11 protein-coding genes and 1 riboswitch are annotated in these 12,792 nt (G+C 56.3%); of the genes, 3 read left to right on the forward strand and 8 right to left on the reverse strand.

The genetic code is table 11. The annotated features are described in order from the left end of the window. Positions 1–21 precede the first annotated feature (21 nt). Positions 22–873 (reverse strand): glutamate racemase, encoded by an 852-nt coding sequence (gene murI, locus RTE01_RS20555; RefSeq protein WP_045853640.1) that lies wholly within the window; start codon positions 871–873, stop codon positions 22–24. After that, the gene (gene btuB / locus RTE01_RS20560) at positions 818–2,686 is read right to left on the reverse strand and encodes a TonB-dependent vitamin B12 receptor BtuB (protein WP_141335320.1); all 1,869 of its coding nucleotides are present in this window, start codon (positions 2,684–2,686) and stop codon (positions 818–820) included. The genes murI and btuB overlap by 56 nt, the downstream gene beginning before the upstream one ends. A gap of 67 nt (positions 2,687–2,753) precedes the next feature. Next, positions 2,754–2,933: riboswitch (cobalamin riboswitch) on the reverse strand. Positions 2,934–3,048: 115 nt separating this feature from the next. On the opposite strand from btuB, the gene trmA reads away from it, so the two are divergent. Continuing rightward, the gene (gene trmA, locus RTE01_RS20565; RefSeq protein WP_041143458.1) at positions 3,049–4,149 is read left to right on the forward strand and encodes a tRNA (uridine(54)-C5)-methyltransferase TrmA; all 1,101 of its coding nucleotides are present in this window, start codon (positions 3,049–3,051) and stop codon (positions 4,147–4,149) included. 54 nt (positions 4,150–4,203) lie between these two features. Here trmA and RTE01_RS20570 read toward each other — a convergent pair whose 3' ends face one another. Both RTE01_RS20570 and fabR read right to left on the reverse strand, forming a co-directional pair. Further along, positions 4,204–4,563, reverse strand: a complete 360-nt coding sequence (locus tag RTE01_RS20570) for a YijD family membrane protein (protein ID WP_041143457.1) — start codon at positions 4,561–4,563, stop codon at positions 4,204–4,206. A gap of 15 nt (positions 4,564–4,578) precedes the next feature. Next, complete coding sequence (gene fabR, locus RTE01_RS20575; RefSeq protein WP_041143456.1) at positions 4,579–5,214, reverse strand: HTH-type transcriptional repressor FabR; 636 nt, start codon at positions 5,212–5,214, stop codon at positions 4,579–4,581. Positions 5,215–5,409: 195 nt separating this feature from the next. Here fabR and sthA point away from each other — a divergent pair, with 195 nt between their 5' ends. Continuing rightward, positions 5,410–6,810, forward strand: coding sequence for a Si-specific NAD(P)(+) transhydrogenase (gene sthA, locus RTE01_RS20580; RefSeq protein ID WP_076947970.1), 1,401 nt, complete (start codon positions 5,410–5,412; stop codon positions 6,808–6,810). On the opposite strand, the gene oxyR is transcribed toward sthA, so the two are convergent. The 4 genes from oxyR to argC form a co-directional block, all read right to left on the reverse strand. Continuing rightward, the gene (gene oxyR, locus RTE01_RS20585; RefSeq protein ID WP_041143454.1) at positions 6,793–7,710 is read right to left on the reverse strand and encodes a DNA-binding transcriptional regulator OxyR; all 918 of its coding nucleotides are present in this window, start codon (positions 7,708–7,710) and stop codon (positions 6,793–6,795) included. The genes sthA and oxyR overlap by 18 nt on opposite strands. A gap of 281 nt (positions 7,711–7,991) precedes the next feature. After that, positions 7,992–9,365, reverse strand: coding sequence for an argininosuccinate lyase (gene argH, locus RTE01_RS20590; RefSeq protein WP_123552978.1), 1,374 nt, complete (start codon positions 9,363–9,365; stop codon positions 7,992–7,994). 70 nt (positions 9,366–9,435) lie between these two features. Next, entirely contained in the window at positions 9,436–10,212 is a 777-nt protein-coding gene (gene argB, locus RTE01_RS20595) for an acetylglutamate kinase (RefSeq protein WP_115193831.1), read from the reverse strand. Between the two features lie 6 nt (positions 10,213–10,218). Further along, a complete protein-coding gene (gene argC, locus RTE01_RS20600) occupies positions 10,219–11,223 on the reverse strand; it encodes an N-acetyl-gamma-glutamyl-phosphate reductase (protein ID WP_041143451.1) in 1,005 nt (334 codons plus the stop codon). Between the two features lie 179 nt (positions 11,224–11,402). On the opposite strand from argC, the gene argE reads away from it, so the two are divergent. After that, complete coding sequence (gene argE / locus RTE01_RS20605; protein WP_041143450.1) at positions 11,403–12,554, forward strand: acetylornithine deacetylase; 1,152 nt, start codon at positions 11,403–11,405, stop codon at positions 12,552–12,554. The last annotated feature ends 238 nt before the right edge of the window (positions 12,555–12,792 follow it).

Below are 12,792 nucleotides of genomic sequence, written 5' to 3' on the forward strand. Positions count from 1 at the left end.
TCTTTTTTCACCAAAGCGCGCCTAAACTGGCAGTTTTTCCAGCGTTTCAAAGCCGTAGCGCTGTAAAACGGGTAAAAGCTGTTCAGTTTCCGCCGTCAGCGCCATGCAGTATGCCAGGTTTGGATCGCTGGATTTCGCATCCGGCGCTTCATGCTCCAGCAGCCAGACGGTGCGACGGGCGATGGCGGCACCGGAATCAATCATTCGCGTCCCTTCCGGCATCACCTGCTGCAGCTCTTCCTGTAATAGAGGGAAATGGGTGCAGCCCAGCACAACCGTATCAGGCGGTTCGGCCATTCTCAGCCACGGACGAAGAATGCGTCGTAGCTCCTCCAGCGGAACCGGCTCACCGTGCAGCTTCGCTTCCGCCAGCTCAACCAGCTCTGCGGAGCCAAGCATCTCTATCTTGCATTCATTTGCAAAGCGGCTGATCAGCTCGCGCGTATAGGGGCGTTTGACCGTACCGCGCGTCGCCAGCAGGCCAACGACGCCGTTCGCCGTCAAGCGGGCCGCAGGCTTAATCGCCGGAACCACGCCAACAACGGGAAAAGCAAAGCGGTCACGAAGGGCAGGAAGGGAAACGGTACTTGCGGTGTTGCAGGCAATGACGGCCAGCGCCAGCGGATAACGCCGTTGAACCGCGGTGACAATTTCGAGCACGCGCTCAACGATGAACTCTTCGCTCTTCTCCCCGTAAGGAAAAGCCACGTTATCGAAAGCGTAGATGTAATGCAGATTCGGCAGCAGCTGCCGAATCTCATTATAAACCGACAACCCACCGACACCGGAATCAAATACCAGCACGGTGGGGCGTGGATCAGAAGGTGTAGCTGCCAGACAAGTAGTATTCTCGTCCTGCAGTTTGGTAGCCATAAGCTGTCTCGTAATCTTTATCGAACAGGTTGGCTATTTTACCACGAACTGTCAGGCGATCGGTGATCGGATACGCGGCAGATACGTCAAGCGTGCTGTAGCTTGGCAAAATCCTCTGCGTATTATTGTACTGAGACGTATTGTTATCGTAGCGCTTACCGTAATACTGCCACGACACATCCATATCGACGTTAAACATCGTCCAGTCCACCTGATACTTCGCCTGTCGCTTGGAGCGTCGGGCAAGGACCTCACCGTTATCATCATTACGCGGGTCAACGTATTGCAACGTCACGCGATGGCTGAAAATACCGGTATCCACGCTTCCCGTCCATTCAACGCCCTTGATCGTCGCGGCGTTGATATTGTCATACTCGCCTTCGAAGGTGACAGGATCTGAATAGTAGGTAATCAGGTTAGTAATCTTGTAGTGATACGCCGAGAGGCGCCAGTCCAGCGGCCCGGTGAGCCCTTCAAGCCCGGCTTCCCACTGCTGCGACTCTTCGGGCTTCAGGTTTGGATTTGAGCTGATTCCAAAGCGGGTAGAACCGAACTGCTGTCCCAGCGAAGGAGCGAGGAAGCCAGTACCGTAGCCCAGGGTCACGCGATAGTTTTCGACAAACTCCCAGCCGGCAGTGGTCTGCCATGTTCCGTGCCAGCCAAACTGTTCGTCGTGATCTTCACGGCCGGAGGCTTCGAGGGTCACATCGCCAAACTGCTGCTGCCCGGTCAGATACAGGCCTGTGTTATCGCGCTTGTAGGTGTCCGATAATACCGTATCCGAGGAGGTCAAACGCTGCTGCTGCCAGTCCACGCCAGCGCTCACTGAACCATGACCGACAATAAGGTTGTTACCCCACTGCAGATTACGCTGGGTCATTCGATCGAGCGTGGTGCCATCATTATAACGGCCATAGATGCTGCTGTAGTTGTAGTCTTTGACCTTCTGATAGCTGGCAACGAGCTGCGATGAGTAGATCCCGGAGCTGTACTTCAGTCCCGCGTCCCAGCTCTGATTATAGAGCTGCTCTTCATCTGCGCTGTAGGCTGGGGTGTACGGCGGGCTTCCCAAATCGTAGTCAGTGTTATTGGTGTAGCTACGACCACGGAAGAAGCCATCAAAGCTATCGTTAAATTTATGCTCCAGGCTGCCCCAGAATGCTTTGCTGCGGAAGCCGTCGCGATCCTGGTCGTGGTCCCAGGTTGAGTCTGGCTGGACGTTAAAGCCTTTATTACCCTCATAAGAGCCGGCCACCGTGGCAACCGTATCGCCAAAGCGGTGACGCAGGGTGCCATCATATTGCTGATAGCCTTCAGAACCGACGCCGGCGGTGATCTTAGATTGTTCTTTATCGGAATGGGTAATGACGTTAATCACGCCCCCCATTGCGCCGGAACCATAAATAGCCGAACGCGGGCCGCGGATGTATTCCACGCGCTGTACCAGCGACAGCGGGATTTGGTTCAGGTCGGGGTTATTCGTAATACCCGGGCGGGACATGGGGATACCATCGACCAGCACCAGCACCTGCTTAGCCTCAGTACCGCGAATAAACAGGGAAGACGTCTGCCCCATTCCTCCGTTCTGCGCGACGTCAACGCCAGGCAGACGACGCATCACATCGTTTAAATTCTTCGCCTGCCAGCGATCGATATCTTCACGCGTTACCACATCGGTCGGTGCAAGGACCGTACTGACCGGCTGTTGAAAACGATTTGCTGTCACTACTAACGTGTCTGAATTGCTGTCTTGCGCCCAGCCGGAAAATGCCGTGACGGAGAGAGCCGTCATCAGCGAAGCTTTTTTAATCATTGTAAAAGCATCCGTAACATATAAAGGATGCCGCGGGTTTCATCAGTAGCACGCGATGATAGAAACCAAATGCGACGTATACCGGCAGGTCTTCGGGCTCGGGGCGTTTTATGGATGAGGACTTCCCACCAGATATCGGCAGTGTCTGCAAATTGCGTTCATCCCACCTTCCTTACCGCTGCGCGTCAGCCCCAGATTTACACTGGGTTCCCTTTTAACTCACAGGACCGGTTACACAATGCTATAATCAGAAACATATAGAAGTCCAGACTTCTATAATTATATTTGATCCCTCATCCGGGCTGGACTTCCCTGATGCTTTCCCTACAATCCCCGCGTACTTATTTTATTCAGGATGCATCATGACCCCCGAACACCTTCCAACCGAACAATATGAAGCGCAGCTGGCAGAGAAAGTCATTCGTTTGCAAAAAATGATGGCACCTTTTGCCGCACCGGTTCCGGAGGTATTTCGTTCGCCGGTCAGCCACTATCGCATGCGCGCAGAGTTCCGCCTGTGGCACGATGGGGACGATCTCTACCACATCATGTTTGACCAGCAGACCAAATCGCGAATTCGCGTCGATAGCTTCCCGGCGGCCAGCGAGCTTATCAATCAGCTGATGGTCGCCATCCTCGATGGCGTGCGCGATAACCCGGTTCTTCGCCATAAGCTGTTCCAGGTCGACTACCTGACGACCATGAGCAACCAGGCCGTGGTAACGCTGCTGTATCACAAAAAACTCGGTGACGAGTGGCGTCAGCAGGCGGAAGCATTGCGCGACGCGCTGCGCGCGCAAAATCTCAACGTGCACCTGATTGGCCGGGCAACCAAAACGAAAATCGAGCTCGATCGGGACTACATCGATGAACGCCTGCCGGTAGCCGGCCGTGAGATGATCTACCGTCAGGTTGAGAACAGCTTCACCCAGCCAAATGCGGCGATGAATATTCAGATGCTGGAGTGGGCGCTGGAGAGTACGCAGGGGGCAACCGGAGATCTGCTGGAGCTATACTGCGGCAACGGCAACTTCTCCCTGGCGCTGGCGCGTAATTTCGATCGCGTGCTGGCCACGGAAATCGCTAAACCTTCCGTCGCCGCGGCGCAGTACAACATTGCGGCCAACCATATCGATAACGTGCAGATTATCCGCATGGCGGCAGAGGAGTTTACTCAGGCAATGAACGGCGTGCGGGAGTTTACTCGCCTGCAGGGTATCGATCTGAAAAGCTACCGCTGTGAGACGATTTTTGTCGATCCGCCGCGCAGCGGGCTGGATAGCGAAACCGAGAAAATGGTGCAGGCGTATCCGCGAATTCTGTACATCTCCTGCAACCCGGAGACGCTCTGTCAGAACCTGGAAACCCTCAGCCAGACCCACGATATTACGCGTCTGGCGCTGTTCGATCAGTTCCCGTACACCCATCATATGGAATGCGGCGTCTTATTAACCCGCAGGTAGGCGATGTTCACAGAACCCGGCCCGCGATGCCTGCCGGGTTCTGACATAAAGCGGTTACTCTGCCGCCGCATCCTTCCGGTTACGCACCCGGTAGCCTATCCAGAATACCGTAATGACCGACAGCACGGCCGGGAAGAAGTTAGAGCCGATGTCCGGATATTCCGCACGCACCACGGTGCTATATAGCAGAACCCCGAGAATGAAACAGGCAGCAGCCAGGCCCGGCAGCCCCACGGGCATACTCCGGTTCTGATAGCGCTGGTGCAGACAGTAGACCGTCAGCAGCAGAGAAAGTACCGGGAAAATGGAAAAGGGAACAATCGAGCTGAACAACGCGGCGAAGGTTCCGTTAATCGACAGGCCAGCGATCAGCGCCAGCAGCAGCGTACCTTTATCTTGAACTGAGTGTTTCATTGCTCGTCCTTCACGTTATACGGAATGATTTGATATTTTTTCTTGTTCACGGCGATACCAGTAATACGCGCCTTTCGAGATCATTCTCAGCTGCAGCACCAGCCGTTCTTCCAGCTGTCGGCGCTGTTCAGGCCCGACGTCCAGCGCCTCAGCGCCGGCGCTAAATACGATGGTGACCATCGCTTCGGCCTGCGCTTCAGTAAAGGCGCGCGGCATGTGGTTTTCGATTTCTAAATAGTCGGCAAGTTCCGCAATGAAATGCTGAATCTCGCGCGCCACGGCGGCACGAAACGCCGCAGACGTACCGGAGCGTTCGCGTAGCAGCAGGCGAAAAGCGTTCGGGTTATTGCCGATAAACTCCATAAAGGTGGAGACCGAGGTGCGAATCACGCTGCCGCCTTTGGCAATACGCTGGCGCGCCTGGCGCATCAGCTGACGCAGCATCAGCCCGCTCTCATCGACCATGGTCAGACCGAGCTCATCGACATCGCGAAAATGACGATAAAAGGAGGTCGGTGCGATCCCCGCCTCACGCGCAACTTCACGCAGGCTTAAGCTGGCGAAACTCCGTTCGGCGCTAAGTTGGCTAAATGCCGCTTCTACCAGCGAACGCCGGGTTTTCTCTTTTTGTAGCGCTCTTACGCCCATCACGTTGTATGAATCCTTCCAATAGCCCTGCTGGCACTATACCAGAGATAAAACTAATCGGTTTACACTGGTTTGTGAAAGATTGTTTACGAGCCGATCATGCTTTTATGCCGCAAAAAAGCACAACGATAATTGGGTTAAACTGCGGCGAATGTTATCATCGTGTTTATTTTCTGTATAAAACAGGTGAGTAATGCCATGTCGCACTCTTGGGATTATGATGCAATAGTAATTGGTTCCGGCCCCGGCGGCGAAGGCGCTGCGATGGGACTGGTTAAGCAGGGAGCACGCGTTGCCGTTATTGAACGCTACCATAACGTCGGCGGTGGCTGTACCCACTGGGGAACCATCCCGTCGAAAGCGCTCCGCCATGCCGTCAGCCGTATTATCGAGTTCAACCAAAACCCTCTCTACAGCGACCACTCCCGCCTTCTTCGCTCCTCCTTCGCCGACATTCTTAACCATGCCGACAGCGTCATTAACCAGCAGACCCATATGCGTCAGGGATTCTATGAGCGCAACCACTGCGAAATCCTGCAGGGCAACGCGCACTTCGTTGATGAACATACGCTGGCCCTGGAGTGTCACGACGGCACCGTTGAAACGGTCACCGCAGAAAAATTCGTTATCGCCTGCGGCTCCCGCCCGTATCACCCGGCGGATGTCGATTTTTCCCACCCGCGCGTGTACGACAGCGACTCCATCCTCAGCCTTCAGCACGAGCCGCGCCATGTGATCATCTACGGCGCAGGGGTCATCGGCTGCGAATACGCGTCAATCTTCCGCGGTATGGAAGTGAAGGTGGATCTGATCAACACCCGCGATAGGCTGCTGGCGTTCCTCGATCAGGAGATGTCCGACTCCCTCTCCTATCACTTCTGGAACAGCGGCGTGGTGATTCGTCACAACGAAGAGTACGAGAAGATTGAAGCCGTGGATGATGGCGTGATCATGCATCTGAAATCGGGCAAAAAGCTGAAGGCGGACTGCCTGCTGTATGCCAACGGTCGTACCGGCAATACCGACTCCCTGGCGCTGGAAAATATCGGTCTGCAGACCGACAGCCGCGGCCAGCTGAAGGTCAACAGCATGTACCAGACCGCGCTGCCGCATATCTATGCCGTTGGCGACGTCATTGGCTATCCGAGCCTGGCTTCGGCCGCTTACGATCAGGGACGCATCGCCGCGCAGGCGCTGATTAAAGGCGAGGCTTCGGCCCATCTGATTGAAGACATTCCGACCGGCATCTATACCATTCCGGAAATCAGCTCGGTGGGTAAAACCGAACAGCAGCTGACCGCCATGAAGGTCCCTTATGAAGTGGGCCGCGCGCAGTTCAAGCATCTGGCGCGCGCGCAGATCGTCGGGATGAGCGTGGGAACCTTGAAAATCCTGTTCCACAGGGAAACCAAAGAGATCCTGGGTATTCATTGCTTTGGCGAGCGCGCGGCCGAGATTATTCACATCGGCCAGGCGATTATGGAGCAGAAAGGTGGCGGTAACACCATTGAGTACTTCGTCAACACCACCTTTAACTACCCGACGATGGCGGAAGCCTATCGGGTAGCGGCGTTAAATGGCTTAAACCGCCTGTTTTAACGCTTCATCGAAGTGGCCATCCATGGTGCTACGGATGGCCTCCGCCAGATGTTCATAGCGGCTGCGCAGCGGCGAACCGGGGCGATAAACCAGCCCAATGGTGCGTCGCGGCTCAGGCTTAATGCACGGAATGTACACCACGCCATCTCGCCTTCTCTCCTGCGGCACCGCGAGCGCAGGCAGCAGGGTAATTCCACTCCCGGCAGCAACCATGTTGCGCAGCGTTTCAAGACTGGTGGCGCGGAAATGGGTATCTTCATCGGCGCCGGCCTCAAAACAGAAGCCCATCGCCTGATCGCGCAGGCAGTGGCCATCTTCCAGCATCAGCAGCTTTTCCCCGGCTAAATCGGACATCGGCACGCGGTCGCGGTTCGCCCACGGGTGATCTTCATAGATAGCCAGCATCATCGGCTCATCAAACAGCGGCACCTCAATAAAGGCTTCGCTCTCTTTAACCAGCGCCAGGATAGCGCAGTCAAGCTTGCCGCTATCCAGCTGGGCCAGCAGCTGATGGGTTTGGGCCTCATGCAGATACATTTCCAGCTTGGGAAAAGTCTGGTGCAGCATCGGGATAATCTGCGGCAGCAGATACGGGCCAATCGTTGGGATCAGGCCAATATGCAGCGGCCCGGACATTGTCTCGCCCTGTTGGCTTGCCATTTCCTTGAGCACTTTTACTTCGCGCAACACCGTACGCGCCTGATCCACCAGCAGCAGCCCCGCCTGGGTAAACAGAACCTTACGGCTGGTACGCTCCAGCAGCATGACCCCAAGCTCATCCTCCAGCTTGCGGATTTGCCCGCTAAGCGTGGGTTGGCTGACGTGGCAAGAGTCCGCCGCGCGCCGGAAGTGGCGGTGCTCGGCTAGCGCAACCAGGTATTCAAGATCGCGAATATTCATTATTCATCCTCCGTCGCCATGATAGTTCATGGCGATAGATAGCATAGCAACGAACGATTATCCCTATCAAGTTTTCTGTTCAATAATAAACCCAGAAACGAGGCCGGTATCAGAAAATCACCGTATAGCCTCAGCGCTTTCCCTGACCGAACAACTAAAGCCAACGTGAACTTTTGCGGACCTCGTGTCCGCTTTTTTTTTTGCATAAAAAAGCCCGAGCATCGCTCGAGCTTCTCATTTTCGTTGCCTGAGACACCGCTCAGGGCCAGCGGGCTCCCGGTTTACGCCAGGCGCTGCTGTGCATCGGCGATCGCCTGCGCAACCTGCTTCGGCGAAACGCCACCTTTGGCCGCGCGCTTATCCAGGCAGGACTGCAGCGACAGAATCGGGTAGACATCATCGGCAATCACGCTGCTAAATTTCTGCAGGTCGGCCAGCGCCAGCGCTTCCAGCGGCTTACCTTGCGCAATCGCCTCGACTACCGCTTCGCCGACAATATGGTGCGCTTCACGGAAAGGTACGCCTTTCGCCACCAGGTAATCCGCCAGCTCGGTCGCATTGGCATAACCCTGCTGCGCCGCTTCTTCGCAACGCGGGCGCTTCACCTGAATGCCGTCCAGCACCAGCGCGGCCATATGCAGGCAGTCAAGCCAGGTGTCGAGCGCGTCAAACAGCCCTTCTTTATCTTCCTGCATATCCTTGTTGTAGGCCAACGGCAGGCCTTTCAGCGTCATCATCATACCGGTCAGCGCGCCCTGAACGCGGCCGCACTTGCCGCGGATCAGCTCCAGCGCGTCCGGGTTTTTTTTCTGCGGCATCAGGGATGAGCCGGAGGTCACGCGATCGGAGAGCTCAATAAAGCCCGCTTCACCGGTATTAAAGAAAATCAGATCTTCAGCAAAACGCGACAGGTGCACCATCCCAATCGAGGCGCCGGAAAGCAGCTCCAGCACGTGGTCACGGTCGGAGACGCTATCGAGGCTATTGCGGGTCGCCGAGGCGAAGCCCAGCCAGCCGGCCAGCTGCTCGCGATCGATTTCATAGGCGGTCCCCGCCAGCGCACCGCTGCCCAGCGGGCTGACGTCGAGGCGCTTCAGGGAGTCCTGCAGACGGCTTTCATCGCGCGCCAGCATCTCTACATAGGCCAGGCACCAGTGGGCAAAGGTCACCGGCTGCGCGCGCTGCAGGTGGGTGTAGCCCGGCATCACGGCATCCTGATTACTCTGCGCCGTTTCAACCAGCGCGCCCTGCAGCTGGCGATTCGCAGAAAGCAGCTCGGCGATAGTGTCCTTGCACCACAGCTTGAGGTCCGTCGCCACCTGATCGTTACGGCTACGGCCGGTATGCAGCTTCTTACCCAGCTGGCCGACTTTGTCGATCAGCTTGCCTTCCACCCAGCTGTGAATATCTTCAGCATCGCTTTCAAGGATTTGCTGCGGGTTAGCCCGCACCTCTTCCAGCAGGATGCCCAGCGCCTCTTCCAGCTCCAGCTGTTCGCTGGCGCTCAACACGCCAACCGTCACCAGCGCTTTGGACCAGGCAACAGAGCCAATGATATCCTGCTCCGCCAGGCGATAGTCGAAGCGCAAAGAGTCGTTGAACTGTTTGAACCGCTGATCTGCTGCCTGAGTAAAACGCCCGCCCCAAAGTGCCATAATGTGATTCCTTCAAATTTGTTTATTTCTGCCGGGAAGCCCTGCGCTCCCCGTCTGCAAATGTTTTCAATCAGGCCAGAATACGCGTACCGATCGGCGTGCCGTTAAACAGCGCCGGCAGCTGCTCCGCGTGGCGCCAGGAGGCAATATCCACCGGGCGACCCAGCGCGCGTGCCGCATCCAGCGCGGCGTTCACTTTTACGATCATGCCGTCGGTAATAATACCCTGTTCAATCAGCTGTTCCGCCTTCTCCGCGGTCATCTCCGCGATGCGCTGACCTTTGCCATCCAGGATACCGCTGACGTCGGAAAGCAGGATCAGATCGGCGCCGAGCGTAGCCGCCAGCGCGGTCGCGGCCTGATCGGCGTTGACGTTCATCAGCAGCCCTTCATCGGTTACGCCGATAGAGCTCACCACCGGCAGGTAGCCGCCCGCCAGCAGGGTATTAATCAGCGCCGGCGAGCCCGGCTGGGCCAGGCCAACGTGCCCCAGATCTTCGGCAAGCTGGGTCACCTTAACGCTATCGCCATCGCCGAGGAACAGGCCTACGCTGGCAATGCCGTGCTTTTTCGCCCACGCCAGCAGCGTTTTATTGGCGGTGCCCGCCAGCGCGCCGGTAATAATGTCGATTTGATCCGCCGGCGTTACCCGCAGCCCATTTTTCTTGCTTACCGGCAGGTTAAGCTGCTTCATCAGCTCATCGACCACGCAGCCGCCGCCGTGCACGATAATCAGCGGACGCTGATGCGTTTCACGGTAGTTCACCAGCGCGGTAAACAGGCGCTCCAGCGCTTCTTCGCTATCCAGCAGCACGCCGCCGAGTTTGATAATTAATGGGTTCATCATCACACCTTAAATAAGAGACTGCGTCTCAGCGAAGCCGAAACGAATATTCGCGCACTGTACTGCCTGCGCCGCTGCGCCTTTAAGCAGGTTATCTTCCGCCGCGACCACGATGATATGCTGATCCTGGACCGCAAAACCGATATCACAGAATGGCAGACCCACGACGTTTTTCAATGCCGGCAGCGCTTTATCGTATAAACGTACCAGCGGTTTATCGGCGTAAGCCTGCTGGAAAACGGCGGCCACCTGCTCTTTGCTCACACCCGGCTTCAGGCGACAGGTGATGGTTTCCAGAATGCCGCGCTTAAAGTTGCCCAGATGCGGGGTAAAAATAACCTCAGCACCAAGGTGAGTAGAGATTTCCGGGTGATGACGATGGGTGAAGACGCCGTACGGCTGCAGGCTCACTTCACAGAAGCTGTTGCCGATCGCCGCCTTACGGCCCGCTCCGCTCACGCCGCTGGTCGCGTTGATCACCGGCCACTGAGTCAGATCCAGCAGCCCGGCATCGATCAGCGGTTTTAACGACAGCTGGGCCGCGGTCGGGTAGCAGCCGGGAACGGCGACTAAACTGGCCTCTTTCAGCCGCTCGACGCTCCACTCGGCCAGGCCATATACCGCCTGCTCAAGCAGCGCCGGATGCTGATGGGTAAAGCCGTAATATTTCTCGTAGAAGGCGCCGTCGTTCACGCGGAACGCGCCGGAGAGATCGAACACCACGCAGCCGGCAGCAAGAAACTGCGGCGCCAGGTCGTGGCTCACTTCATGAGCGGTCGCGAGGAAAACGACATCCACCCCGTCGCTAAATTCGCTGATATCTGACATTGGCTGCAGCGGCAGATCGACAATGCCTTTCAGCTGCGGATGTAAATCGGAAATTAATTTCCCCGCATCATTACTTTGCGAGGAGACCGTCAAAGCGGTTATGGTCATATGAGGATGGCGATTTACATAGGTCACTAGCTCTGCGCCGGCATAGCCGCTGGCACCCACTATCAGCGTATTCAACATTGGGGCTCTTCACCTTCTTACATCTGTTTGCCTGGGAAGACCGTTATCTTCCTCACCCTGTTGAGCCGTAAGAGTATTTCCTTACATTCGATGGGTTTTCTTACGCTCAACGATAATGTATTTTTATTCACAAATACTGCATGAATATTGATACTATCATGACCCGAGGTGTGTCAACAATGAAAAACAATTTACCGCCGTTCATCGAGATTTACCGCGCATTGATCGCCACACCTTCCATCAGCGCAACCGAAGAGTCGCTGGATCAGAGCAATGAGACTTTAATCAATTTGCTGGCAGGCTGGTTTCGCGAAATTGGCTTCAATGTCGAAGTTCAGCCGGTGCCGGATACGCGCAATAAATTTAACATGCTGGCCAGCACCGGCCAGGGCGCCGGCGGCCTGCTGCTCGCCGGGCATACCGATACCGTGCCGTTCGATGATGGCCGCTGGACCCGCGATCCGTTCGCCCTTACCGAGCACGACAACAAGCTTTACGGCCTCGGCACCGCCGACATGAAGGGCTTCTTCGCCTTTATTCTTGACGCCCTGCGCGATGTTGACGTCAGTAAACTCAAAAAGCCGCTCTATATTCTGGCCACCGCCGATGAAGAGACCAGCATGGCCGGGGCCCGCTACTTTGCCGAAACCACCCGGCTGCGCCCGGACTGCGCGATTATCGGCGAACCAACGTCCCTGCAACCGGTGCGAGCGCACAAGGGCCATATCTCCACCGCCGTTCGCGTCCAGGGCCAGTCGGGTCACTCCAGCGATCCGGCGCGCGGGGTTAACGCCATTGAGCTCATGCACGACGCCATTGGCCGCATCATGCAGCTGCGCGATGCGCTGAAGGAGCGCTACCACTTTGCCGCCTTCACCGTACCCTACCCGACGCTCAACCTCGGATCGATTCACGGCGGTGACGCATCTAACCGCATCTGCGCCTGCTGCGAGCTGCATATGGATATTCGTCCGCTGCCGGGCATGACGCTCAACGATCTCAACGGGCTGCTGGATGAAGCGCTGGCGCCGGTCAGCGAACGCTGGCCGGGTCGTTTAACCGTGAGCGAGCTCCATCCGCCAATCCCCGGCTACGAGTGCCCGCCGGATCATCAGCTCGTACAGGTGGTTGAAAAACTGCTCGGCGCACAAACCGAGGTCGTCAACTACTGTACCGAAGCGCCGTTTATCCAGACTATCTGCCCAACGCTGGTTCTCGGTCCTGGCTCAATCAACCAAGCCCACCAGCCGGATGAATATCTGGAAACCCGGTTTATTAAGCCGACCCGCGAGCTGATAACCCAGGTCGTGCATCATTTCTGCTGGCACTAAAATCGCGCTTTTCCCGCCCTGTATCCAGGGGCGGGACAGTGACAATTGTCACATTTCCATAAGCAATGCTTATCAAGCGACCTCTGAGTTAAATTTCGCAAATTGCCGCCATTTATTCGTTTGCTGAAGCGATTTCGCAACAATTGACGTGGGGGTTTTTACGTGGCTTTATAAAAGACGGCTGCTTATCCGCGACTCATCGTTGCCGAGTCGCGGATATAACAAAATAAAATGAGAT

The sequence above is a fragment of the Klebsiella terrigena genome (assembly GCF_006539725.1).
In the GTDB taxonomy this organism is placed as follows: Bacteria; Pseudomonadota; Gammaproteobacteria; order Enterobacterales; family Enterobacteriaceae; genus Klebsiella; species Klebsiella terrigena.